The 23,717-nt window shown below is 45.6% G+C and carries 24 protein-coding genes; 9 read left to right on the forward strand and 15 right to left on the reverse strand.

The window, feature by feature from the left end; all coding sequences use genetic code 11:
* Positions 1–119 precede the first annotated feature (119 nt).
* Positions 120–554: a tRNA (adenosine(37)-N6)-threonylcarbamoyltransferase complex ATPase subunit type 1 TsaE gene (gene tsaE, locus K4039_RS22275; RefSeq protein ID WP_265238682.1), complete on the forward strand. Its 435-nt coding sequence runs from the start codon at positions 120–122 to the stop codon at positions 552–554.
* Between the two features lie 56 nt (positions 555–610).
* On the opposite strand, the gene K4039_RS22280 is transcribed toward tsaE, so the two are convergent.
* From K4039_RS22280 to K4039_RS22300, 5 genes are all read right to left on the reverse strand, one after another.
* Positions 611–946 carry a DUF5615 family PIN-like protein gene (locus tag K4039_RS22280; protein ID WP_265238643.1) on the reverse strand — a complete coding sequence of 112 codons (336 nt, stop codon included), beginning with the start codon at positions 944–946 and terminating at the stop codon, positions 611–613.
* Between the two features lie 3 nt (positions 947–949).
* Positions 950–1,288, reverse strand: a complete 339-nt coding sequence (locus K4039_RS22285; protein ID WP_265238645.1) for a DUF433 domain-containing protein — start codon at positions 1,286–1,288, stop codon at positions 950–952.
* Positions 1,289–1,514: 226 nt separating this feature from the next.
* A complete protein-coding gene (locus K4039_RS22290) occupies positions 1,515–1,856 on the reverse strand; it encodes a DUF5615 family PIN-like protein (protein WP_265238647.1) in 342 nt (113 codons plus the stop codon).
* 3 nt (positions 1,857–1,859) lie between these two features.
* Positions 1,860–2,183 (reverse strand): DUF433 domain-containing protein, encoded by a 324-nt coding sequence (locus tag K4039_RS22295; protein WP_265238648.1) that lies wholly within the window; start codon positions 2,181–2,183, stop codon positions 1,860–1,862.
* A gap of 286 nt (positions 2,184–2,469) precedes the next feature.
* Entirely contained in the window at positions 2,470–3,795 is a 1,326-nt protein-coding gene (locus tag K4039_RS22300; protein ID WP_265238650.1) for a dihydroorotase, read from the reverse strand.
* Positions 3,796–4,040: 245 nt separating this feature from the next.
* Between K4039_RS22300 and lepB the strand changes: the two genes are divergently transcribed.
* Positions 4,041–4,649, forward strand: coding sequence for a signal peptidase I (lepB, locus tag K4039_RS22305; RefSeq protein WP_265238653.1), 609 nt, complete (start codon positions 4,041–4,043; stop codon positions 4,647–4,649).
* A gap of 241 nt (positions 4,650–4,890) precedes the next feature.
* Here lepB and K4039_RS22310 read toward each other — a convergent pair whose 3' ends face one another.
* Positions 4,891–6,414, reverse strand: coding sequence for a peptide ligase PGM1-related protein (locus K4039_RS22310; RefSeq protein ID WP_265238654.1), 1,524 nt, complete (start codon positions 6,412–6,414; stop codon positions 4,891–4,893).
* Positions 6,415–6,532: 118 nt separating this feature from the next.
* Entirely contained in the window at positions 6,533–8,203 is a 1,671-nt protein-coding gene (locus tag K4039_RS22315; protein WP_265238655.1) for a glycosyltransferase family 39 protein, read from the reverse strand.
* A 343-nt stretch (positions 8,204–8,546) separates the two neighbouring features.
* Between K4039_RS22315 and recA the strand changes: the two genes are divergently transcribed.
* Positions 8,547–9,677 carry a recombinase RecA gene (gene recA / locus K4039_RS22320; RefSeq protein WP_265238656.1) on the forward strand — a complete coding sequence of 377 codons (1,131 nt, stop codon included), beginning with the start codon at positions 8,547–8,549 and terminating at the stop codon, positions 9,675–9,677.
* Positions 9,678–9,902: 225 nt separating this feature from the next.
* On the opposite strand, the gene K4039_RS22325 is transcribed toward recA, so the two are convergent.
* Complete coding sequence (locus K4039_RS22325; RefSeq protein ID WP_265238657.1) at positions 9,903–10,166, reverse strand: hypothetical protein; 264 nt, start codon at positions 10,164–10,166, stop codon at positions 9,903–9,905.
* A gap of 783 nt (positions 10,167–10,949) precedes the next feature.
* Between K4039_RS22325 and K4039_RS22330 the strand changes: the two genes are divergently transcribed.
* Both K4039_RS22330 and K4039_RS22335 read left to right on the forward strand, forming a co-directional pair.
* Complete coding sequence (locus K4039_RS22330; protein ID WP_265238659.1) at positions 10,950–11,423, forward strand: Coq4 family protein; 474 nt, start codon at positions 10,950–10,952, stop codon at positions 11,421–11,423.
* A 30-nt stretch (positions 11,424–11,453) separates the two neighbouring features.
* Positions 11,454–11,678, forward strand: a complete 225-nt coding sequence (locus K4039_RS22335) for a response regulator transcription factor (RefSeq protein ID WP_265238661.1) — start codon at positions 11,454–11,456, stop codon at positions 11,676–11,678.
* A gap of 117 nt (positions 11,679–11,795) precedes the next feature.
* On the opposite strand, the gene K4039_RS22340 is transcribed toward K4039_RS22335, so the two are convergent.
* From K4039_RS22340 to K4039_RS22355, 4 genes are all read right to left on the reverse strand, one after another.
* Complete coding sequence (locus K4039_RS22340; RefSeq protein ID WP_265238663.1) at positions 11,796–12,692, reverse strand: alpha/beta fold hydrolase; 897 nt, start codon at positions 12,690–12,692, stop codon at positions 11,796–11,798.
* Between the two features lie 217 nt (positions 12,693–12,909).
* Positions 12,910–14,352: a D-alanyl-D-alanine carboxypeptidase/D-alanyl-D-alanine-endopeptidase gene (gene dacB, locus K4039_RS22345; RefSeq protein WP_265238684.1), complete on the reverse strand. Its 1,443-nt coding sequence runs from the start codon at positions 14,350–14,352 to the stop codon at positions 12,910–12,912.
* A gap of 181 nt (positions 14,353–14,533) precedes the next feature.
* Positions 14,534–14,860, reverse strand: a complete 327-nt coding sequence (locus K4039_RS22350) for a ferredoxin (RefSeq protein WP_265238664.1) — start codon at positions 14,858–14,860, stop codon at positions 14,534–14,536.
* 43 nt (positions 14,861–14,903) lie between these two features.
* On the reverse strand, positions 14,904–15,044 hold the full coding sequence (locus tag K4039_RS22355; RefSeq protein WP_265238665.1) for a hypothetical protein: 141 nt from the start codon (positions 15,042–15,044) through the stop codon (positions 14,904–14,906).
* 61 nt (positions 15,045–15,105) lie between these two features.
* Between K4039_RS22355 and K4039_RS22360 the strand changes: the two genes are divergently transcribed.
* The 3 genes from K4039_RS22360 (at position 15,106) to K4039_RS22370 (ending at position 18,505) form a co-directional block, all read left to right on the forward strand.
* The gene (locus K4039_RS22360; RefSeq protein WP_106333204.1) at positions 15,106–15,567 is read left to right on the forward strand and encodes a CBS domain-containing protein; all 462 of its coding nucleotides are present in this window, start codon (positions 15,106–15,108) and stop codon (positions 15,565–15,567) included.
* A 295-nt stretch (positions 15,568–15,862) separates the two neighbouring features.
* Positions 15,863–16,537 carry a phycobilisome degradation protein NblB gene (gene nblB / locus K4039_RS22365; protein ID WP_265238666.1) on the forward strand — a complete coding sequence of 225 codons (675 nt, stop codon included), beginning with the start codon at positions 15,863–15,865 and terminating at the stop codon, positions 16,535–16,537.
* 627 nt (positions 16,538–17,164) lie between these two features.
* Positions 17,165–18,505 (forward strand): CAP domain-containing protein, encoded by a 1,341-nt coding sequence (locus K4039_RS22370; protein ID WP_265238668.1) that lies wholly within the window; start codon positions 17,165–17,167, stop codon positions 18,503–18,505.
* 531 nt (positions 18,506–19,036) lie between these two features.
* Here K4039_RS22370 and K4039_RS22375 read toward each other — a convergent pair.
* On the reverse strand, positions 19,037–20,758 hold the full coding sequence (locus K4039_RS22375) for a bifunctional diguanylate cyclase/phosphodiesterase (RefSeq protein ID WP_265238670.1): 1,722 nt from the start codon (positions 20,756–20,758) through the stop codon (positions 19,037–19,039).
* A gap of 363 nt (positions 20,759–21,121) precedes the next feature.
* Between K4039_RS22375 and K4039_RS22380 the strand changes: the two genes are divergently transcribed.
* A complete protein-coding gene (locus K4039_RS22380; RefSeq protein ID WP_265238672.1) occupies positions 21,122–21,646 on the forward strand; it encodes an isopentenyl transferase family protein in 525 nt (174 codons plus the stop codon).
* A 98-nt stretch (positions 21,647–21,744) separates the two neighbouring features.
* Here K4039_RS22380 and murQ read toward each other — a convergent pair whose 3' ends face one another.
* Complete coding sequence (murQ, locus tag K4039_RS22385) at positions 21,745–22,659, reverse strand: N-acetylmuramic acid 6-phosphate etherase (RefSeq protein ID WP_265238674.1); 915 nt, start codon at positions 22,657–22,659, stop codon at positions 21,745–21,747.
* Positions 22,660–22,804: 145 nt separating this feature from the next.
* Positions 22,805–23,191 (reverse strand): DUF3110 domain-containing protein, encoded by a 387-nt coding sequence (locus K4039_RS22390; protein ID WP_265238676.1) that lies wholly within the window; start codon positions 23,189–23,191, stop codon positions 22,805–22,807.
* Positions 23,192–23,717: the final 526 nt, after the last annotated feature.

Below are 23,717 nucleotides of genomic sequence, written 5' to 3' on the forward strand. Positions count from 1 at the left end.
ATGGGGAGATGGGGAGATGGGGAGATGGGGAGAGTGGGAGATGGGGAGATGGGGAGATGGGGAGGCTACTGACTACTGACTACTGACTACTGACTACTGACTACTGACTAATGAATGAAATGAAAACTTTGCTGCCAGATTTTGAGGCTACGCGCAAGTTTGGTATGGCGTTAGGTCGATCGCTCCCCGCCGGGACTGTAATCTTATTACAAGGAGATTTAGGCACAGGCAAAACTACCTTGGTGCAAGGTATAGCCGAAGGTTTGGGAATCTCCGAACCTGTGGAAAGTCCTACTTTCACCCTGATTAACGAGTATTTTGCAGGGCGAGTTCCACTGTACCATCTAGACTTGTATCGACTGGAACCCGAAGAAGCGGAAGCCTTGCACTTAGAGAGTTATTGGGACGGATTAGAAAGGGATTTGGGGATTGTGGCGATCGAATGGGCAGAAAGATTGCAGTACAAACCAGAGAATTATTTGCAAATTTCTTTGAGTTATCTAGATAACGGGCGGCAAATTGAAGTAATTGGCGCTGGCGATTTATTGGATTAGCAATGGGAAAATTGATCGAGTGCGATTCACGCGCGGGATAGCTACGCTTCACGCACTTACTGTGGCGGGCGGTTGACTCGAATCAATTTTCCCCTCAAAGTTTCCTCACCAGCAATAGCATCATTAATGCGTGTTGCCAATCTTTCTAGATTTTTGTCATCTGTACATACGATAATGCCAGAATGGTTAGGTTGTTCAGCGTGCAAGCGTATGAAATGCCGGCGATTTTGCGTCATCACCGTGCGATCGTTATTTGCAGCAAAAGCTAATACTTCCGGGTCATCATCTCCAGCATTTCCTGCCTCTTGAATAGTCAGGGCATCGTGACCAAAATTTCGCAGCAATGCCACAACAGGAAACGGGAACTGTTTATCTGCATAAAGACGTGCCATAAATTATACTTCCTGCATCATTGCTGCTGCTTCTTCTCTGAGTGCTGTGGCAATTTCTTCTGAATTTTCCTCAGCATAAGTCCAGACATTGACTAAATTTATAGCATTCAAATAAGGATAAAATTGCAGAATTTCAGCATCCGTTGTACCTTGACTGCGTAAACTCACAAACAGCCAAACGGGCAGTCGAGTTTTGGCAATACAAGCATCGCCACCACAAACTCCGGGAGTCTTGGTAATTCCCGGCCAGCTATTGTTTAAACTTTGAGTTAACAGCCGTATTGCTTCAGATTTTTCTGTCGGAGTTAAGGCAAGAAGTTGTGTTTCTAATTCTTGGAGCATAGGTAATATCGCCTTGACAATAAGGGAATATATTCTGATTGTTTTAGCACAATTTTTTGGCGCTGTCCTGGAGACAGTATCAACCAGAGATTTGTTTGTAAATTTCTTTGAGTTATCTAGATAACGAGTGGCAAGTTGAAGTGATGGGGAATGGCGATTTATTGGATAGGCAATGGGAAAATTGAAAAAGGGCGATTTCCTACGGGATAGCTCCGCTTATGCGTACTTACTGCGGCGGGCGGTTGACTCGAATCAATTTTCCCCTCAAAGTTTCTTCCATTGAAATAGTCTCAGTGATGCGTATTGCCAACCGATTTCTATCTCTGTCATCTTTACAAACAATAATACCCGCATGGTTTGGCTGATGTTTGTGCAGTCCGATGAAATCAAACCTATTTAATGTCAAAACAGCTCTATCGTTACTCGTAGCAAATTCTAGCACCTCTGGATCGGGAATTCCCAGATTTGGATTTCCTGCTTCTTGAACTGTTAACACATCGTGACCCACAGTTCGCAAGAATTCGCTAACTATGCGCGGGAAATGTTCGTCCGCATAAATACGCACCATAGTTCAAGCTTCCTCATTTTTTTTGATGGCTGCTTCAATTTCATCAAGATTTGCATTAGCGTAACTCCAAGCATTCACTAAGTCGGCAGCGCTAATATGAGGATAGTCATTTAGCAGTTCTGATTCAGTGATACCCAGACGGCGAGACTCTACCAGTCCCCAAACTGGAATCCGAGTTTTGGCAATACAAGCATCGCCACCACAAACTCCGGGAGTCTTGGTTATTCCTGGCCAGCTATTGCTTAAACTTTGGGTTAACAGCCGTATTGCTTCAGATTTCTCGGTCGGAGTTAAGGCAAGAAGTTGTGTTTCTAATTCTTGGAGCATAGGTAATATCGCCTTGACAATAAGGGAATATGCTTTTATAAGTTTAGCACAAATTTTGGTGTCAGTTTTGGAGTGAAGTAGGGTGCGTCAGAAGCGTGAGATTGTCGCGACAATCTCACAATCTCAAAACTGACGCAAGCCCGGAATAAATGGTGCGTCAGAACAACATTTTTCGTGATAATTTACAATTTCCAAACTGACGCACCCTACCGCTTAAATCCGACCTGATTCTTTAGTCCGCGGAGGCGGACTTAGTTTGTGTAGTCGCGGTTTCAACCGCCGATTCTTATCTCTCATCGTCAAATCTCAAGGCTTCTCCCCTGACATTTGTATCCAACTTGCCGTTCTCAAAAACAACTTTTCCTCCCACAACCGTCACCACAGGCCATCCAGTTAAATTCCAACCTTCAAAGGAACTCCAGCCGCACTTGCTAGCCATTTCTGATCCGACAACCGGGCGGTATTGGTCCAAATCTACCAATACTAAATCTGCATCCAAACCTGGAGCAATTTTCCCTTTATTGGGAATTTTATAAGCCTTAGCAACTGCCGCCGACATCCAATGAGAAACTTGCGCTACAGTACATTTTCCCTCGACTGCTTGCGTCAGCATTAAAGGCAAAGAAGTTTCTACTCCGGGCATTCCAGACGGGCTATTTGGATACTCTTGAGCTTTTTCTGCTAATGTGTGCGGCGCGTGATCTGTGGCGATACAATCAATTACGCCGTCGAGTAAAGCTTGCCAAAGTATTTCGTTATCGCGGGGTTCGCGCAATGGCGGATTCATCTGAGCTAAACTGCCAATCTTCTCATAGGCGCTGGTATTTAACAACAAATGTTGTGGCGTTACTTCCGCTGTTACCCAACTCGGTTTTTCTTGTCGCAAAAACTCGGCTTCATCGCCAGTTGAAAGATGCAAAATATGCAGTCGGCGTTGATATTTTTTAGAAAGTTTTACGGCTAGCTGAGTGGCTAACAAGGCTGCTTGATTGTCTTGAATTTGCGAGTGGACTGCTAAATCGGTACTGCCGGCAAATTCCTGACGACGCTGATTAATTCTAGTTTGATCTTCGGCGTGTACTGCAATTAATCGATCGCCCTTAGAGAAAACTCGCTCTAAATTTTCCTCTCCATCCATCAAAAGCTGTCCGTGCATCGAACCCATAAACACCTTAATCCCCGGAGTCGGATTCGCATCCAACAAATCCGGCAAATTCTCCGGCGTGGCCCCAATAAAAAAGCCGTAATTGACCAAACACTTGTCAGCAGCACGGCTTAGCTTATCATCTAAAGCAGCTTGCGTTGTTGTCAGAGGTCGCGTATTGGGCATTTCCAAAAACGATGTCACACCGCCCTTAGCGCAGGCACAGCTAGCGGTAAACAAATCTTCCTTGTGTTCCAGACCTGGTTCGCGGAAGTGTACCTGCGGGTCAATTACTCCGGGTAACAGAGTTAAGCCGATCGCATCTATTTCGCGATCGGCCTCTGCGACAATCTCAGGAGCAACTCGAACAATTTTGCCATCGCTAATTAGCACGTCCCCTACCAAAAACTCGCCATCGGGTAACAGAATGCGAGCGCGACGGATTAACAAACTTGATGTGGTCGGCATAAGCTATAATTCAATCACTAATGTGCGTAGAAGCATGGACAAATCTTACCATTAAAATAGCTTTAAAAATAGTAATGACTATAACTAAGTTTCGGAAAATTTGTAACTTCTAGAGTGATCCTCGATGTACTTGACTCAACCAGATAATACAAAAACTCCCCCTGCCCACAAAGATTTTGCAGATTTCCTCAAAAAATTCCGAATTAAGTCTATAATTTGTATTTAGCCCAGTGACTTAAATACTTATGACTCGTCTAGACAAGTCAGCCGACGAAAAACCACCGCAAGATACCGAGAATCCTTGGATAGAAGGAATTAAGACGATCGGCTTAGCAGCATTTTTAGCCTTTGGCATCCGCACCCTGGTTGCTGAAGCTCGCTACATTCCTACTGGCTCGATGCTCCCAACCTTGCAAATTAACGATCGATTAATCATAGACAAGGTGAGCTATCGATTCCAAGATCCGCACCGAGGAGATATTATCGTATTTATGCCTCCCGATTCGGCGAGTTTGTGCACGGGACAGCCGCCACCGATCAAAGATGCCTACATCAAGCGAGTAATCGGACTTCCGGGGGATACTGTGGAAGTCAAAGAGGGAAAAGTTTTTATCAACAAGCAGCCGCTACAGGAAAAGTATATTGAAGAAATTCCCAATTATCCCTACGGGCCTGTAGTTGTATCTCAAAATTCTTACTTGGTGTTCGGCGACAACCGCAACGCAAGCTGTGACAGCCATTATTGGGGCTTTGTACCCAAGGAAAATATCATCGGTAGGGCGATCGTCCGTTTTTGGCCTCTCAACCGCACAGGGTCGATCGATCCCACGCCACTTTATCCCACTAAAAATTAGCCACAACCTAGAATTCCGCAGCGTAAAACCTGCGTTAACAGTTAACAGTTAACAGTTGACAGTTGACAGATGACAGATGAGTGCGAAGTTTTTAGGCAGGGGATTTAAGCCCCAGCCTAAAAACAATCCACCTAAAGGTGGGGGCTTAAATCCCCTGTGCTTTGGTGATTAGCTTAAATCACCAATGACTAATGACTACTGACCAATGACTAATGACTACTGACCAATGACTGCTTGGGATTTAGTATGAAGTTTCGCGATCGAGCACTTTCACAACCTTGTTATACATATCCTCCGCTTCTTGCGGCGAATTGCCGATACTCGTCAATCCAAGTTTGCCAAACTCCGACAAACAACCCATTAAATGAAACACACTCCCCGTCTCAGTACCGCTGTCAAAGTGGAGTTGATTGTCAGCAATAATATCCATCAAATCATTCGGCAATAATCCCCGATACCGCTCCTTTTTCAAATTGTCCGAAGCCACATAATATTTCGGACGGCCCTGCTGGCTGTAAAATAATCCGGTAGTTCGCTCGTAGCGACCGTTTGTTAACAGTTTCAAAGCCATAAACGGATGAGTTGTACCTCCTTTTCGTAAGTTAATTTCTATTGCTTGAAGATCCCATTGGCCGTCCGATTGCTTGACGGCAACATAATCCACTCCAAATCGCTCCAAAGCACCTTTTTCAGCTAAATTTTTCCCGACTTTCCATCCCGATTCTTGCAGCGCCAGCCGATAGGATTCATCCGCCGGAAATCGGCAACCCAAGAAAATTTGACCGTCTGGGCCTCCTAAAATCTGGTCGTGGGTTGAGAGGATTTCTACTTCGCCACTGGGAACAATTCGACCTTGAACACTGGGCGATCGCTTTTCTGATCCTTCGATAAATGCTTCGGCAATTGCCCCTAATTCGGGAATGCGACTGCTGAAATTTTCCCAGGTTTCGCCTGTGGATTGAAATCGCAAATTGTGGAAGCAATCGCCAATTGCTTTAACTCTTTCTTGAGGTGCTTGATTCGCGATCGGTTTTAGATCCAAAATTGCATTTCCTTCCCCCGAAAAACCTTCATTTAACTTAATTACTATCCGCTGCAAATCCGGCTGCCTTTCCCACAACTCGGCCGCAGCTTCCGCCAAATCTTCCGCATTCCAAACTAACTCGGAACCGTCAGGATAAGGCACGCCAGCTTCTTTGAAAATCTGCCTGCTGCCGCTTTTTGTTCCCCAGTATAACAAATCAGGATCGCTCGCCCACAGAGGAATACCCAATTTAACAGATAATTCGCGTTCTAAATGCGTCGAGTTGTAACAAACCATATAACATTTTGTCGGCCGCACTGCTTGACGAATGCGCTCCATCAAGCGGGGACGATCCAAAATTTTCTGGGTAAGAGGTTTGGCAGAAGCATCATAAGTAGAAAACAGCAAAAGCCGATCGCGCGCGTGAGAAAATGGAATACCTGGGAGCAATTGCAGGTAATAATCCACAATCATCGGGTGCAGTGGCTCCGAGGTAATATAAATTAAGCGCGTGCGGGGATTTCGCAGGCGAATCAATGAAAATAAATGCCGCTCTTCGTAGTGGTAAGCACCCTCAACTTTCAGTATTTCTTGCTGATCTAAACTAAGAGAAGGAATGACGATAATGTCACAATCTCCGCTATCGAATTCTTCGATTTCTCGCCAACGTTCTCGCAATTCTGTCTGAAGATTGCGAAACTTCTGCGAGTGTTCGGAATCGGATTTATTTATATTTTGCATTTCGTTATCCTAAATAGATGTAGATGTAGGGTGCGTCAGCCCAGATACCTGAAGTAAGTCAAACAGTTTTTTCCGGGGCACCCTACCGGGGATGATCGCGAATTTATGTCAAGTTACTTTAAGAAGCTCGTCGCACTCGAAAAAGTCTGGGATATTCCAATATAGGTTCTAGCCGCCGTTGATTTTGCTTGAATGCCGATCGCAATTTTTCCGAAGGGCGGAATACCAGAGGAGCAGAATATCTGTTCAGCATTTCCAGATCTGGCGACTGGCTCAGCAGCATCAGCCGTACATCTTTGTCAAGCAAATAACTCAGGGAAAGCAAATCTCCCATGTTAGTAAAGTCGTTACCGCGATCACTAATTACTATTGTATCTTTAATCGATCGATTAGCGATCGCCTCTTTGTTAATATTTCTCGCAACTTCAGCATTAAAATAGCTCAAGTCTTTGCTCCACGAAGTATCAGAAACAGCACTGATCGTACAGGATGCTATGCTTGCTGTAAATACCCCGGCTAAAACTACTTGCCAAAACCGCTGCTGAGTTTTCACATTACTTGCGAGCAAGCAAGCAACTGCTAGCTGTACTCCCGGAAAGCACGAAATTAGATAGCGGCTGACGGCGGAACGTTTGCCACCTAGAATGATATCCGGTAAAGCCAGCATCAAAAAAGGTACAAAAATTGATGTTAAAATAAACAGCTTAGTTGAACTGCTAGTTTGGCGGCAGATTTGGTAAAGGGCTGCCCCAATTAACAGCAAAAATGGCAATCTCAGCAGATAAGTCCAGATATTGTCAAAGCCTAAGTCGAAGTCAAAAAATAAGGCTGTAAAGCTGAGAGTCCACAATTTTGCTAAATACAGCCAACCCGGATTTACTCGCGTCCAATCTGTCGTAGCTGAGGCTCGTTGGAGATTGGTCGCCAGCACATAAATCCACGGCAGATATAAGATTAAAGCTGCTGTTACTGCCAAGAAAAATTGAGAATTAGTTAAATGACTTCGCAATTTTCTTTGTTTGACAAACAGCCAGCAAGCAATTATAAAAACTCCGTGTCCGATCAGTGTTAAACTGAAGAAAGGGTGAGTGTATAAGCCGATCGCGATCGCCAGCGAGTAATAGGCCCAATTTTGCCAACCCCGCAACCGCACTGCTCTCAACAGTAGCCAACTGCTGCCAATAACTACGGTTGTCAGAAAACTGTACTGCCTTGCTGTCTGGGCAAACAAGATGTCAAAGGGAGATAAAGCTAACAGTGCTGTTGCTACTAAGGCCGCATTTTTTGAGGCGAAAAGTTCCTGAGCTAAAGCGTACATCAAAGGCAGTGACAGCAAACTCAATATTGCTGGCAAACTGCGGGATGCTGCTAGAGAACTGCCAAATTGCTGCATCCACAAACGAGCCATGAGAAAGTACAAAGGCGGATGTTGTGGGTCTTCTAGTGCTAAAGAACGAATTGTATCTGCTGCTGTACTTCCCGGTTTGATCCGCTGATATTTCTGCAATTCTGGTGCGGGAATAATTCGGTTTTGGAATAGTGCGTCGTCGATTTCTTGCCTGGTGAAACCTGCGGCGCGGATTGATGTGTAAACTTCGTCGTGCCAGTAAAGTTTGCGATCGAGCTCGAAGAACCGAAATCCGATTCCTAGTAAAATGCCGATCGCCAATAAGCTGATCAGCAACCGGGAATTTTGGGGAATTTTGGGATTAACAGATCTGTCTTGATGTGTTGTAGATGCCATGCTTGTCCTAATTGTGGCGATCGTCCCAGAGGAACTATAGACCATGCTAAACCTTACTCAAGCGAGCGATCGATACCAGTATATATAGCCTTTCGAGCTCTCATATTAGGTACGCTTCCGGGATATGGCATAGGGGATATGGCATAGGGCATACCTCACCACGCTTGAGAACCGCTATACCCCAACCGACAATAATTCTACCCTCTGCCGGATGCCGAATACATTCTACATGAGTGCCTTCTGGAAGCTGGCTCAGGCTGAACCACCCCAAAATCAAGAATCTTAAACCAAATCCTCCCAGAACCTCCAGACCCCAAAAATAACTGCTAACATACGTGTTGTACAGTTAATCAACAAGCTCCGCAAGGGGTCTACCCGCGTACCGAAAATGGCAAAAAAAGAAGCTTCTACAAAAACTACTGAAAACACAGAAAAGCAAAAAGCCCTAACTTCCGTACTGTCCCAAATCGAGCGCAGCTTTGGCAAAGGGGCGATCGTCCGATTGGGAGACTCCACTCGCATGAGGGTAGAAACCATCCCCACCGGAGCCCTGACACTGGACATTGCTTTGGGCGGCGGTTTGCCAAAAGGCCGAGTCATTGAAATTTACGGCCCCGAAAGTTCCGGTAAAACCACTCTAGCGCTCCACGCGATCGCCGAAGTCCAAAAAACCGGCGGTATCGCAGCCTTCGTCGATGCCGAGCACGCCCTCGATCCCACCTACGCCTCAGCATTAGGCGTAGATATTGAAAATCTCTTAGTTTCCCAGCCGGATACCGGCGAAATGGCCCTAGAAATTGTCGATCAACTCGTGCGATCCGTCGCCGTCGATATCGTAGTCATTGACTCCGTAGCCGCCCTCGTCCCCCGCGCCGAAATCGAAGGCGACATGGGCGACTCCCACATGGGTTTGCAAGCCCGCTTGATGAGTCAAGCACTTCGCAAAATCACCGGCAACATCGGCAAATCAGGCTGTACCGTGATTTTCCTCAACCAATTGCGGCAGAAAATCGGCATAACTTACGGCAACCCCGAAACAACAACCGGCGGTAACGCACTCAAATTCTACGCCAGCGTGCGGCTCGACATTCGCCGCATTCAAAGCTTGAAAAAAGGTACTGAAGAATACGGCAACCGCACCAAAGTTAAGGTTGCTAAAAACAAAGTTGCTCCGCCTTTCCGCATTGCCGAATTTGACATTGTATTTGGCAAAGGCATTTCGACTTTAGGCTGTCTGACTGACTTGGCAGACGAAATGGGAGTGATTTTGAAAAAAGGTTCTTGGTATAGCTATAACGGCGAAAATATTGCTCAAGGACGTGACAAAGTGATTCAACACATGGAGAAAAATATCGATTTCAAAAATGAGATCGAGCGGCTAGTACGGGAAAAACTTGAGACTGGTGCTGTAGTTTCTGCTAATTCTGTCGCTCCTGTTGATCCTGATGTTGATGTTGATGTTGATGCGGATGAGGATGTTGATGAAGATCAGGATGTAGAAGAGTTGGAAGAAGTCTAACTTTGGTAGTGATTAGTCATTAGTGATTAGTCATTAGTTATTAGCAATAGTAGGTTGGGTTCAATGTACAGAAATCCAACCTACTATTGCATAATTGCTGCTTTGACATCTCCCTAGCCTGAAAAGGCGAGGGGAGATGTCAATTGTTTTGCCGGGCCCAGTCCAATACCTCTCGGTTAAGCACAAAATTGAAGGATTTAATCTCCTGAAATACTTGTAAACTCGTTAGCCTGAGCCTGGCCCAATTTCCTTAACCGAGAGGTATTGGGGCCCAGTCGAAATGTCTTTGAAAGTTCCATTGTAATAGTAAGAGCCTGCTGCTTGTTGGGAACGGGTAATTTTAATATTGCCAAAAAAATCGCGATTGCCTACTTTTGTAAAATAAAAACCGTTAGGATTGTTTACTTTTTCTGACAGGTTTAAAGTAGTTTTGCCGTTGGGATTAATATAAGTTGTAGCGCTAGCAGCACCGCACCAAATTAATGCCAAAACTCCTGCTGAAAACCAAAGATTAACTCGTTTTATGGCAATACATTTTATAAACTTCTACTTTATTTATAGCTAGCAGCCCCATACTTTACCAGTCGATGCAAGCGAGTGTCACTCATTTGAGCGACAGCGCACTGGTCAATACGTCTCAGTTAAAGGCAAAATTGAAGAATTTAATCTCCTCAAATACTAGCTCGCTCCAAGTGCGATCGCCCAGGGAAATTTCTGTCACCGAGAGCTATTGAGGTGCGTCGCTACTCGAAAAGTCGATTTTAATTCAGAAATTTTTAATGGCGACACACCCTGCGAATAATATTGCTACAGGGCAAGCTGTCAACTATCAACTGTTAACTGTCAACTGTTTACTTCACCCTACTTCACGTCTTTTCAACTCTCTTCACTTGCTAGCACCCATTTCCCTCGTTTTGCACCCTTCAACTTCTGACTCATTGCAGGTGCAAATACTTAGCAGCAGAATAAATTTATATACGTAAGTAAAGGAGTTCCAATCACCGCTAAATACTGTGGATTTTACGGATATTTCCCGGTGGGTCAAGTTGCGGTAACTAACACTAACGCGATTTTGACAACTGGCAGATTGCAAATCTGAGACTGTTTGTAAAGAAATATTAAAGCTCCGGAAAGCCAATTGCGGTGATAGAAAGTACGATTTCTAAGCTGAGGGTGTAAAAAAAGTCGTCTTGATTCAGCGCAAAAATGAACTTGACAAACGCGAATTTAATTTTTAAGAAACTTAAATCATTGTTGGAGCGAGAATAAATTATGGCTGACGGTCAATTAGGAGTTATATTAAAGATGGCTCAAACAATTAATCCTCAAATTGAGAGCGATCGACATTTTGAAATAGACTTGGAAAAATTGCGCCAACTGCCAGCAGGAACATTAGGGTGCGAAGTGGCGCGATTTTTAGACAAACAAGGGTTTGAGCCGATCGCATCTGGTGACTGGATTCAACGAAACCACGACGTTTGGCACGTTCTCACAGGTCTTTCGCCTTCTGCAGAAGATGAATTTGTACTTCAAGCGTTTACTCGCGCTCAAGTATTTCGTCCTTCCTGTGCGATTTTAGTGTTAGTTGGATTGCTAAGTGGCAAATGCGCGATCGGACAAATTATCAAAGGCTTAAAACACGGAAAATTAGCCGATCGGCTAATTGATTGGGAAGTTGCATCTGACTGGGAAACTCCTTTATCTGAAGTTCGAGAAAAACTGGGGATTCTACCATTAATTGATTAAAAATTTCACTCGTCACTGCACTGCAAAACTATGCAAAGCACAATTTACAAACCGGAAATTAGCCTTAGTCCACGGGAAAGGGCGATCGCGCAATTAGTAGCTCAAGGCCTGCCAAACAAATGTATTGCCAAAAATTTAAATATCAGTCACTGGACGGTTGCTACTTACGTGAGGCGGATTTTTATCAAACTCGGTGTTTGTTCGAGAACTGCGATGATTGCACTGCTGATCCAAGAAAATTTGCTCTGGGACTAATAAATAAGTAGGGTGCATCAGATATTAAGAACGGGCAAGATGCCCGTTCCACAAAAATTTAATGTTCTTGTGGAACGGGCATCTTGCCCATTCTTATTTACAAGGGTTAATTTTTTTCTAGGCCAAAGCCAAAAAAGGAGAAGAATTCCTCAAAAAATTCAGTAATTCTCGATTCACCGTTTGCGGCGCTTCCTGCTGAACCCAGTGACCGCAATTAGGGATTAATTTCAACTTAAACGGAGCCGTAATTAACCGATCTAAACCTTCTACAAGTGTGTGGCTCAAAAACGCATCTTCTTCTCCCCAAAGCACCAAAGTAGGCACTGTCACAGGTTCTAACTTCTGCGCCCAATGCCAAAGCCGCTGCGGGTGAAACATTTGCTGGTAATAATTCATCGCCGCAGCTAAGACTCCCGGCTTTTCTAAAGCAGTCTGATAAATCTTAGTTTCCTCAGCGCTAAAAGCTCCTTTGCGAATAGCTTGACCCTGAAAAATATTTTGCACAAAATTTTTCAAATTCTGCCGGATCAACCATTCGGGGATGCCGGGAACCTGAAAAGCCAAAATGTGCCAACTGCGCCGGAGTTGGTCTAAATTGCTTGCCATTTCTTGCACGAATCGCTGCGGGTGCGGAGCGTTTAAAATTGCTAAGCGGTTGAGTTTTTCGGGGAATTTTTGAGCTATATGCCACGCGATTGCACCGCCGCAATCGTGACCGACAATGTGCGCTTTTGTATAGCCGAGGCGATCGATCAAACCGCGAATATCAGCACTCAGCGTATCCAAATCATAACCGGTTGTCGGCTTATCCGAATCGTTGTAGCCCCGCAAATCCGGTACCACAACCTTGAAATGACGCGCTAAAGCAGGGATTTGATGGCGCCAAGAGTACCAAAACTCTGGGAACCCGTGCAGCAGCAGAACAAGCTCCCCTTCTCCTTGGGAAACGCAGTGCAGGCGGATGTTGTTGGTTTCGACAAAGATGTGTTGCTGTTCGGAATCTAAAGACTTCATAGTTGCAAAGTTAGACTTATTTTCGGGAAGTACAGAACCCGCCGACTGTTAGCAGGCCCAAACGACCCAATGGTTTTAATTCTTCTGCTTTTATTGTAGCTGCTTTTCGATCCCCGCCGCAGGAATGTAGTTAAACTTAAAACTTGTACGGTTTGGTCGTGTCCGGTTTTTTAAGTGTAATTACTGAGCTTAACTTTCTCACCTTAAGTCTGTTGTTTTAACAGCGACGCAGGCGGTTCAATAATAACACAATTTCGTCCGTTGCCGATCGCAATTTTGCAGCCGACAGGTCTGATTGATTGACAATAATGCTAAACACCAGCGGCTCGTAATTCGGAACTTCGATATATCCCGATAGCGCCGAAACTCCGCTCAAAGTTCCTGTTTTTGCTTGCAAAATTACGCGGTTTGGTGTAAGATTTAAGCGATTTTTCAAAGTGCCACTTTCGCCAGCGATCGGCAACGAGGCGCGGTAGATAGATCCAGCAGGTGAATTAGCCATCAATCTCAAAGTTTGCACCAAGGCTTCGGGACTAATTAAATTGTGGCGCGAAAGTCCCGAACCGTCAGCTAATATGTAGCTGTTTGGATTTACCCCTAATTGAGTTAAAGCTATTTTTAACTCCTTCAAACCAATTTCATCTGTATCCTCTTGTGGCACAGGCATATTGCCTGTGACTTTCCCCAACAATCTTAATAAAACTTCTGCATAAAGATTGTTACTTTCCCGATTAGTTTCCTTAACCAATTCCGCCAGCGGTGGCGATTCAACTGCTGCCAATTCTTGAGTAAAATTGCGAAAATTAGATGTAATTAAAGCTTGTTTAACAGGAATTCCATCAGCCACCAAAACTTGCTGAAAATGTTGCAAAAAGTTATTCGTGGGATTGACAACTGCGACATAAGCTGATTCCGATTCTGCACCAACTTTCAACTGTCCGCTAACTCGAATTGCGGCTCGATCGAACTCCCTGCCAACTTCAATAAACTCGGATTCGTTTTGCGATACAGTCAGTGAATTGTTCTGAATTTGCCACTGATTTGCTAATTTTGGTTCAGCAAAAGAGACTTTCAGAGGTTGCCCGATCGCCTGCGGGGACAACACAAGCTCGATCGCGTTTTGATTAAAAATTAAACTGTTAATCGGCGCGCCATAGCCAGCTTGCGCGTCTTCCCATTCCCAATTCTGATTGACTGCACTGCCTTGAAAATAGCTGTCATCACCAATCAACTCGTTTACTCGATCGACTCCGCGCCGTTTCAACTGCTGCGCCAAGTCCTTCAACTGAGCCTCCCCAATGGTCGGATCGCCCCTCCCGGCAACGTACAAACTCCCATTTGCGCCGCTGTAAACCGATGTCTTAATCCGAAAATCCGCACCGAGTTTATGCAAAGCAGCCGCCGTGGTTAGCAGCTTGACATTCGATGCTGGAATGAAATATTTGGTGGCGTCGCGGCTGTAGAGAGTCGCGGTAGATGATAGCGGTTGAATCAAAATGCCCCAGCGCGATCGGCTAAATTCAGCACGATTGGCGATCGCATCAACTTTCGCCCCCAAATCTCCAGGACAAATATCCCCAGCCACCGCAGGCGTTTGAGCTACTACCTGCGGAGTGTATCCGATAATTAGCATGAACAAACTAACTGCAATTCGTTTGATTTTCAAAGCGTAATTTCCATAATAGATAAGATTTTATGATTTTTTGATTAATACAAAAACCGCAGATTTAAGGCAGATTAACACAGATAAACGCAGATAATTTCCTGATTGGAAAGCGAATGAAAGCAAGAGGTCTATTAGATGCGCCAGAGCTTGAAAGTTTCACCGAATCAAGTCAAGACTAATAATAATAACGCATATGAATTCTCGGATTGAACAGCGCCTCTACAGGTTTTCCCCCTTTGAGGTGCTCTTCCACAATCAAGGGTACATCACTCGGTTTAACTCGACAATACCAGATTTCGTCTGGAGTGACTCGCACAGTCGGGCCCGTGTTGCACTGTCCCTGACAGCTACAAGCCTGAACAGTCACCCCTGGGACTGGTTGGGCTTCAAAAGCAGCTAGCACTGCTGCTGAACCGTGTCTCAGGCAAGATTGATACTGGCAAACTAATACACAGCGCGCTTCTGATTGGGTATCTGCTTCTGGGGCTGGAAATTCTGGCATCGGTAAGGATTTATCTGCTGTTTAACATATTTTAACAATGTTGTCAGATCGATCGCCCGCCTGTGTCACACAAACGGCAGAATTTCAGGATGCGATCGCAAAAACCTTTCAAATTATGGCATTCAAAATTTTTCCTGGCTTCTACCCGATCGCAAATCGCTTCAGCAGAGCTGCCTTTCTTCAATCGGTGTCACGGTTTCCCTATATGATCGGATGTAGAGCAAAAACTCAATCAACCGCCAATCATGCCCAAAACAGTAGCCGATCTGATGAGCCGCGAGCCGATTTTGGCGCGCCCCGAAATGCCTTTAAATGAAGCGATTCAAATTTTAGCCGATCGACACATTAGCGGTCTTCCCGTCGTAGATGAGAATGACTTGTTAGTAGGAGTCATCTCCGAAACCGACTTGATGTGGCGCGAAACCGGCGTAACTCCGCCCGCTTACATCATGGTACTCGATAGCGTGATTTACCTAGAAAATCCAGGTCGTTACGAGCGAGAACTCCACAAGGCTTTAGGACAAACAGTAGGAGAAGCGATGAGTAAAGAGCCAGTTACCATCGAACCCGACAAATCTGTCCCAGAAGCTGCAAAACTCATGCACGATCGCAGCATCCACCGATTGCTGGTAGTCGATACTGCGGGCAAATTAATCGGCATCCTCACTAGGGGAGATATTATCCGATCGATGGCGGCCGAATCTTAATTAATTGTTGCAGTTGAAGGATTGTATCAAAACATGAGTCGATCGCTCCTTCAATCTCTCAACGTTTGGCAATCACCAATTATCTAAGACGTTAATTGCTTTGATTCGCTCGCTTTTTGGGAAATTATCCGCGTTTATTTGCGTTTATCTCAGGCTTCCCTATCAATCAAAGATTTATGCAATAAGTCTCTAGATTCGCGAGTAAAAAGTCAGGAATACGCGCAGAAATATTTCTTCCTTCTTCCCTCTTCCTTCTTCCTTCTTCCTTCTTCTCAATTACCAAATTTAAAATCGAATGAGCATTAACCCTGAGTCTGTCGAACAATTGCTAAATTCCGAGGATTTTGGTGAAAGGCTGCGAGGTGTCAACCAACTGCGACAACTAGAACCTGCGATCGCCTATAATTTGATTCAAATTGCGATCGGCGACAAAAACGTCCGCGTTAGATACGCAGCAGTCAGCCAAATGTCAACCCTCGGCACCCAGAATCTGCCGAACGCTTTAGAGGTACTGCGGAACAGCCTGAATAACGACCCCGAACCCGACGTACAAGCAGCAGCAGCCGATGCTTTGGGCGCATTGAAATTAACCGCTGCTTTAGACGATTTGCAACAAGTTTACAGTAGTACATCTGAATGGTTGGTGCAACTCAGTATCGTCGCAGCTTTGGGAGAAATGGGGGATCCAAAAGCATTTCCCATGTTAGAAAATGCCCTGGCTTCTGAAAACGAGTTGATTCAAACCATTGCCATTAGTGCATTAGGTGAATTGGGAGATAAACGGGCGCTGCCTCTGCTGCTTCCCTACGCTTCCAATGCAGATTGGCAAATCCGTTACAGAGTCGCTCAAGCTTTGGGGCGGTTGGGCGGCGCAGAAGCAGGGGCGGCTTTGGAAATTCTCGCCAAAGATGACGTTGAGCAAGTTGCTCAGGAGGCTAAAGTCGGACAAGAGAATAGTTTGAAATTGTGAATTTTGAGTGGTAAATTTTGAATTAATTTAGAATCTTTGGTGAGGTTTCTACTAAAAACTTAGTTGGCGCGCGATCGCTAATCTGCTGAAACCCGGTTTCTTCATATATTTTTCGTAACTAAACGCCAAACTCGTAGAAACCGGGTTTCTAGCCCCCAACCCGCGAACTGGGTGCGCAATATCAACCTTACTAATCAGGAAAAATCTAAAATCTAAAATCGTATCCCACATTCCGCACTGTCAACTGTCACAATCGGTTTTTACTTATTTTGATCGAGCAATTAAACTATAAATTATTATTTTTTACGTGTATTAACGGATAAAAATTATAATGGAGTATAATTTATCACTTTAAAAAAAGATGGTTGTGGGTAATTATTCTGTGTGACACTAAGGGGGTGGGGAATGTGGGTTGTATTGATGCCACAGGCGATCGCACACTGCCCTTTCCCAACCAAATTCCGGATCTTGACATCCGCAGTTTGAGAATAGCTATAATAAGATACAAAAGTGGCAGGAATTAACGCAATTATTGAAGCGTGCCCAGGCTGCGATCGGGGAAACTATCGTTAAGACAGTAAGCAATCTACCAGCTTTCGTCAAGTCTTACAACTACTTATCATCCCCATGCTCGAACAACAACAAAATTTCGGCGATCGGTCTGTGGACATTTTAACAGGAGAGCGATCGGCTTCTCAAATCGCACCAAATACAACCAATCAAAACTTTATTTATAAAGTTTTAGAACTCACGAACATAGAACGCGGCAAATTAAGTTTGCCCCCCCTAACCTTAAATACTCAATTACTCAGTGCCGCGCAAACTCAGAGCCAAAATATGGCACTGCAAGACTTCTTTTCCCATACCGGAAAAGATGGTTCGTCAATGGGAAGTCGGATTACTGCAACGGGCTATAAATTCAGCTCGGCAGCAGAAAATATCGCTGCGGGATCGTCTACACCGGAACAAGTTGTATCATCGTGGATGAACAGCCCTGGCCACCGGACTAACATTCTTAACCCGAATCTGAAAGAGATTGGCATTGGTTACTATTTCTTAGCCAACGATACTGGCAGCGTCAATTACAATCACTACTGGACGCAAGTTTTTGCTACTTCCCTTGACGGTAGTGTCAATCCCGCACCAACTCCAACTCCAACTCCAACTCCAACTCCAACTCCAACTCCAACTCCAACTCCAACTCCAACTCCAACTCCAACTCCAACTCCAACACCCAGCACATTAGTCTCGATTACTTCGCCCATACCCAATGCTACAGGGGACGGCAGCCCGACGACAGCACCGAAGAATACAGCCAGCGGCGGCAATTATTTCCTATCAGATAGTGGCGATTCTCAAATACCTGCAACTGCTGCGGGATTGCCAATTTTTGCCCTTTCTGGGAAAGATAATCTCATCGGTGGAGATGGTGTTGACATTATTAATGGAATGCAAGGTGCTGATACAATTAATGGCGCAGGTGGGAATGACAGCTTATTGGGCGGCAAAGAATCGGATTCAATTGATGGCGGTGTTGGCAATGATTTTATCAGCGGCAATAACGATAACGATCGACTAATCGGATCTGACGGTAATGATACTATTCGCGGCGGCAAAGAAAACGATATCTTGATTGGCGGTAACGGGGACGATTTGTTGGCGGGCGATCGCGGCCAAGACATTCTGACCGGCGGTGCTGGAAATGATACGTTTATCTTAGCAGGAGGTTTGTCTGCTTCGGCTACTTTAATTGGTGCGGATGCGATCGCCGATTTTGCGATCGGAGATAAGATTGGTTTGACTGACGGTATCGGATTTGCAAACTTGACTTTTGAAGATGTGAGTTTGCAGTTGGATGGAGGCGCAAGCATCGCTTCTACGGCGATTAAGTCTGGTAGTAATTATTTAGGAATCGTGCAGGGTGTCAGTCAAAGTCAGCTTACATCTGCTGTTTTTGTTAACGCCTAAAAAACAGCATATCGAGATTCCCGACATTTTGGATAAGTCGGGAATCTAAAAACAAGAGCGCTTTAGTGGTTCAGCGTGAAATACCTAACACTAACCTTACGGTGAGCGTGTAGGCTTCGTGTCTCGTTTGCCGTTGCTCTGTTGGGGATATCCATTGCTGAATATTCGTCACCAAAGACGATCCAAGTCTTACACAGCATCTCTGGCTTTACAGCCTTTATCCCTTCGTAGGGAACCCACGCAGAAGCCCTGTTTCCCAAGGCAAAAAACTATTTCGTATGACAAACTTGGATTGTATTTCACATTGGGACGTATCCCAATAACCAGCGGTCTGTCTTTTCCCCCTTTCTCTCGCAGTTGTCCAAGGCCAAGCATATTACTGCTACTGTAGCCTCTTGTTTGCAGTCGAGTGGGTGGGTCGCAACCACTTATATCATACCATCTTTTTGTGAGAAATTCATAGACTTTGTTTGGCTTATATCGCAGCGCTGAATTGAGTACAATTACAGCGTGGGACTTACGCCAATTAAGTTAAAAGTGTGTGGCAATAGCGATAGATTCTGCATCAGACTCAAGCGAGTCCTTTAGCAGTTTGGTGATTGTCTCAGCGTTAGCAGGGCGACTGAAGTAAAACCCTTGACCTTCATCGCAGCCTCGCGCTTGCAGGTAGTCACGCTGCTCCTTGGTTTCAATGCCTTCTGCGGTGATCGTTAACCGCAGACTTTTTGCCAGAGCAATGATCGCATCAGTAATGGTGGCGCTGTTCGGGTTAGACAGTACATCTTTGACAAAGGATCGATCGATCTTGAGCATATTAACCGGAAACCGTTGCAGGTAGTTGAGCGAACAATAACCTGTGCCAAAGTCGTCTAGGGCGAGGGACACGCCAAGTTCTCGCAGTTGCGTTAAGATTGTGACCGATCGCTCAATATCAGTCATCAAGGCACTTTCAGTCACTTCAAGTTCTAAATACGTAGCTTCGAGTTCCGTCTCTGCCAAAATTTGGCGAACCATCTCAACCAGATTCGTTTGCTCAAATTGTCGAGCCGACAGATTCACCGAAATCCGCAGGGCTGGCAGCCCTGCCAGTTGCCAGCGACGGTTTTGAGCGCAAGCCGTTCGCAAGATCCATTCACCAATGGGCACGATCTCGCCATTGGCTTCGGCGATCGGAATAAATTTTACCGGAGACACCAAACCCTCTGTAGAATGCTGCCAGCGAACCAGCGCCTCCGTTGCTGTCACCCGTCCGCCGTGCAGGTCGATCAGCGGTTGATAGTAAACCAGTAGTTCGTTACGCTCCAGCGCTCCGCGCAGGCTATTTTCTAGGGCCAGTCGCTCCTGTAACTGAACGTTCATTTCGGGTGAATAAAACTGATAGTGACTCCGCCCTTGCTGCTTTGCCTGATGAAGTGCGAAGTCGGCTTGCTGAAGAAGTTTCTCTACAGAATTCGTATTTTCTAGATGGTTCAATGTAATGCCAAGACTGCCGGTGATGTGGATCTGTTGGCCATCTATAGAGAAAGGTTTGGTCAGCGTACTCAGTAGGAGTTGGGATAGCTTGACCACACTCTCCAGCGAGGGGAGTTCGCTGCGAGCGATCGCAAACTCACCGTCGCCCAAACGCGCCAAGGCATCTGACCCATCTATGCACTGTACCACCCGTTGGGAAACGGCTATAATTAGTAAGTCGCATATCCCAGGCTTCAACGCATGGCGTATCCCTGTGAAATCATCGATACCTAATACCAGCACTGCGACTAAGGGTGAGTGATTTTGAGATCGGGTTTCATTCAGGCGATCGCAGAATAAGTCACGATTTGGCAATCCAGTCAGTTCATCGTAGTGGGTAATGTAATGAATCAATTCATCTAGTTTGTAAAGCGTTTGTGAGGAATTTGCCATCAGCGTACCGACTTCATCAGTAAACTTTGTGGGTAAGTTCGGCAATGTTCTTGTATCGAGGTAGTTTTGTAGAGCCTCCGAGGTTAAGATTACCGGAACCAGGAGGTGGCGTAGCGTATAAAGCGTTGCTGCCGTACCCGCTAATGTCGCCAGCAGAGCAATCAGCAGAACCCGGACTGATGTCTCTACAGAGTAAGCGTTTGAGGTAAGAAACCAGACCATTAAGGTTAGCAAAGGAACGTGCGTTCCTAAAAATGCAACCACCATAATTTTGGCAGTGTAGCTTTTTTTCAGCCAGGGGAGATGCCCCAAGGATGAGTATAGGTTAAGGTTAGGCTTTGGTTGCATAGGACTCGGTTTTAAATTTCAAGGTGGGTAGAGTATCCAGCAGTCTCGTACTAGGTGCGTTGGCTTCAGAAACGGCTTTTTTAACTAAGGAGCGATCGCCTTAGATTTGACAGATATTTTACAAAGCGATCGACAGACAATACAGGGTCGCGATCGCTTGTCTGATAAAATATCCAAGCGATCGCCAAACAATAAATATATATAATGACCCTAATCGCATTTATCAAAAACGTCAATGATCGCGCCACAAATTACCGAAATTGACTTTTTGGAAAGCTACAAATTCGATCAACCTTCAGCTTTTAGTCTGCTAATGATAACTGATAACTAATGACTAATAACTAATAACTAAAAGGAGTAAGTATGAAAAAAGTAGCCGTGTTTGGTAATACTGGAGGCGGCAAATCAACTCTCAGCAAGAAATTATCAGAAATCACTGGTTTGCCAATTTACGCATTGGATAAGATTCAATATCAATCTGGGGGCGCTGAAATTCCCTATGAACAATATAAGCGTACCCACGCTCAAATTTTGGCTACTGATCGATGGATTATTGACGGGTTTGGTTGTATGGAAACCCTCTGGCTTCGACTCAACGAGGCGGATAGTCTGGTTTTTGTCGATCTACCGCTGTACGTGCATTTCTGGTGGGTGACTAAACGGATGATTGCAGGTAGCTTTAAACCGCCAGAAGGCTGGCCGGAAAAAAGTCCGATCTTGAAGAGTTCAATTAATAGTTACCGCACTCTTTGGTTGTGTCACAAGTATTTGACTCCCAAATATCGCGAGTATGTCGATCGCGCTCAAAATACCAAAAGTGTTTATCACCTCAGATCCACTGAAGAGATTTCACAATTTTTTGAATCGATGTTGACAGTGGACAGTTGACAGTGGACAGTTGACAGTGGACAGTTGACAGTGGACAGTTGACAGTGGACTGCTGACTACTGACTGCTGACAGTGGACTGCTGACTACTGACTGCTGACTACTGACTAATTGATGCTACAGCCGATCGCAAATTACCTTGAAACTCGCCCAAAATTCGATCGCACTCTTCCCTCTCCAAATTAGTCCAGTGCATCATCAAAGCCAGCTTGACAGACTTGCCGCTTTTTTCCAGCAAAAAACCCGCTTCATCCCGACTCAAATCAGTTAAGTCTTGTAACATCCGTATAGCCCGATCGCGCAATTTCTGATTAGTCACCGCCACATCAACCATCCGATTGCCGTAAACCTTCCCCAGCTTCACCATTACGCCAGTCGAAAGAATATTCAAAGCCATTTTGGTCACAGTACCAGCTTTCAAGCGCGTCGAACCCGCGACTATTTCCGGGCCAACCAACAACCGAATATCCACATCAGCGTCAAAATTAACCTGTTCCACGGGTACGCAGGCGATAAACACAGTTTTCGCCCCCCGCTGGCGCGCCGCCTGTAAAGCACCCGCCACAAACGGCGTCGTACCCCCAGCCGTAATCCCGACAACCACATCCAGATTGGTAATGTGACGGTGGGCGATCGCCTCAGCCCCATCCTGGGCCCGATCCTCCAAATCCTCCGAACTCCGCACCAAAGCCCCTGCACCCCCGGCAATTATGCCCTGTACGAGTTCTGGTGGCGTGCAGAAGGTGGGGGGACACTCGGCGGCATCGAGTACCCCCAAACGCCCGGAAGTACCCGCACCGACGTAAAACAGGCGGCCTCCTTGACGCAGAGACTCGGCTGCGATGTCGATCGCCCGTGCTAAGTGTTCGCGCGCACGGGCGATCGCACTTAAGGTTTGGGCATCTTCGCGGTTGAACAAGTCCACTAATTCGATCGAGCTAAGTTGGTCTAAATTCTCGCTGTTGGGATTCACCTGTTCCGTCAGCAGATGCCCCCGTTCTTCCAAATTATTCATATTTTGCAATTCAAGTCTATCTACTAATGAGTACCGATTACTGCCAACCGCCAACTGTCAACTGTCAACTGTCAACTGTCAACTGTCAACTGTCAACCGCCAACTGTCAACTGTCAACCGCCAACTGTCAACTGTCAACTGACTCTTACAAAAGTCCTTCAAGTCGGCGGCGCATAGAATCCAGTTCGTCTTGGGAAACATCAGAATCCGACTCCGGCTGTGACTCCGGTTGCGACTGCCCCTCTGCTTGCCACTCAGTCTGTGTTACATTGTCTTCTGGCGGAATCGCCAGTGCGCCCGCCGGTACCAGTTCCCAATCATAATCAACACTGTCGCAGAATTCCTTAATTTCCTCATCGTCGATCGCCTCGACAGCGGGTTCGGGGAAATCCTGGGCTTCCAACATCACGCCAAAGCGTGTCGCGTCGTCTTCTGACTCAAACATCAGAACTTTGTTGCGTGAGCCGAGTTGAATGGTATGAATTCCCTCATTCTCGGTGCGGGCATTGAAGAGTAAGACGAACACTCGCATAAGTTTTAAAGACCTTCTTAACCACCGTTTTTTTATCTTAGAAGCGATCGGGTCACCAATTAGTCGATTTTAGATATTAGATTTTAGATTTTAGATTGACTATAGATTCTGTACTGACGGGATTGAGAGGATTTGGGGGAGTTCGAGGACTTGGTTTGAGATTTTAGATTTAAGATTTGAGATTGACTCCAAATCCTGCACGCGCGGGGCTCAAGAGGATTCTGGGGAGTTATAGGACTTGGTTTGAGGTGATGTTGCGTGCTTTGATTAAGTTCGGTCAAGGTTTCTGGAGTCTGCCCCTGCGTGGGGCGTAAATCTGGAAGATCGATCGTCTGCGTTAGCATAGCCCCCGTAGACGATCGGCACTTCCTGCCTCAGTTATCAGTCTACCAAAGGCAGAAGCCACAATCGAGCGAATCAAAAAAGTTATATAGCAAGCACGAAGACGGTTAGGACGCTCTTAATTGCACAAATATGAGCTTTTATTGATTCTTCCTTCTGCCTTCGATCCGTTACATCCATTACA

The sequence above is a fragment of the Lyngbya sp. CCAP 1446/10 genome (assembly GCF_026130175.1).
In the GTDB taxonomy this organism is placed as follows: Bacteria; Cyanobacteriota; Cyanobacteriia; order Cyanobacteriales; family Microcoleaceae; genus Microcoleus.

What these genes read in the sequence shown, in the direction of transcription:
- recA (WP_265238656.1), top strand. Translation starts at nt 8,547, where the DNA reads ATGGCAAAAAAAGAAGCTTCTACAAAAACTACTGAAAACACAGAAAAG.
- lepB (WP_265238653.1), top strand. Translation starts at nt 4,041, where the DNA reads ATGACTCGTCTAGACAAGTCAGCCGACGAAAAACCACCGCAAGATACC.
- K4039_RS22295 (WP_265238648.1), bottom strand. Translation starts at nt 2,183, where the DNA reads ATGCTCCAAGAATTAGAAACACAACTTCTTGCCTTAACTCCGACCGAG.
- K4039_RS22390 (WP_265238676.1), bottom strand. Translation starts at nt 23,191, where the DNA reads ATGCGAGTGTTCGTCTTACTCTTCAATGCCCGCACCGAGAATGAGGGA.
- K4039_RS22280 (WP_265238643.1), bottom strand. Translation starts at nt 946, where the DNA reads ATGGCACGTCTTTATGCAGATAAACAGTTCCCGTTTCCTGTTGTGGCA.
- K4039_RS22340 (WP_265238663.1), bottom strand. Translation starts at nt 12,692, where the DNA reads ATGAAGTCTTTAGATTCCGAACAGCAACACATCTTTGTCGAAACCAAC.
- K4039_RS22290 (WP_265238647.1), bottom strand. Translation starts at nt 1,856, where the DNA reads ATGGTGCGTATTTATGCGGACGAACATTTCCCGCGCATAGTTAGCGAA.
- murQ (WP_265238674.1), bottom strand. Translation starts at nt 22,659, where the DNA reads ATGAATAATTTGGAAGAACGGGGGCATCTGCTGACGGAACAGGTGAAT.
- K4039_RS22370 (WP_265238668.1), top strand. Translation starts at nt 17,165, where the DNA reads ATGCTCGAACAACAACAAAATTTCGGCGATCGGTCTGTGGACATTTTA.
- K4039_RS22360 (WP_106333204.1), top strand. Translation starts at nt 15,106, where the DNA reads ATGCCCAAAACAGTAGCCGATCTGATGAGCCGCGAGCCGATTTTGGCG.
- K4039_RS22335 (WP_265238661.1), top strand. Translation starts at nt 11,454, where the DNA reads ATGCAAAGCACAATTTACAAACCGGAAATTAGCCTTAGTCCACGGGAA.
- K4039_RS22285 (WP_265238645.1), bottom strand. Translation starts at nt 1,288, where the DNA reads ATGCTCCAAGAATTAGAAACACAACTTCTTGCCTTAACTCCGACAGAA.
- K4039_RS22310 (WP_265238654.1), bottom strand. Translation starts at nt 6,414, where the DNA reads ATGCAAAATATAAATAAATCCGATTCCGAACACTCGCAGAAGTTTCGC.
- K4039_RS22315 (WP_265238655.1), bottom strand. Translation starts at nt 8,203, where the DNA reads ATGGTCTATAGTTCCTCTGGGACGATCGCCACAATTAGGACAAGCATG.
- K4039_RS22330 (WP_265238659.1), top strand. Translation starts at nt 10,950, where the DNA reads ATGGCTGACGGTCAATTAGGAGTTATATTAAAGATGGCTCAAACAATT.
- K4039_RS22350 (WP_265238664.1), bottom strand. Translation starts at nt 14,860, where the DNA reads ATGCCAGAATTTCCAGCCCCAGAAGCAGATACCCAATCAGAAGCGCGC.
- K4039_RS22375 (WP_265238670.1), bottom strand. Translation starts at nt 20,758, where the DNA reads ATGCAACCAAAGCCTAACCTTAACCTATACTCATCCTTGGGGCATCTC.
- K4039_RS22300 (WP_265238650.1), bottom strand. Translation starts at nt 3,795, where the DNA reads ATGCCGACCACATCAAGTTTGTTAATCCGTCGCGCTCGCATTCTGTTA.
- tsaE (WP_265238682.1), top strand. Translation starts at nt 120, where the DNA reads ATGAAAACTTTGCTGCCAGATTTTGAGGCTACGCGCAAGTTTGGTATG.
- K4039_RS22380 (WP_265238672.1), top strand. Translation starts at nt 21,122, where the DNA reads ATGAAAAAAGTAGCCGTGTTTGGTAATACTGGAGGCGGCAAATCAACT.
- nblB (WP_265238666.1), top strand. Translation starts at nt 15,863, where the DNA reads ATGAGCATTAACCCTGAGTCTGTCGAACAATTGCTAAATTCCGAGGAT.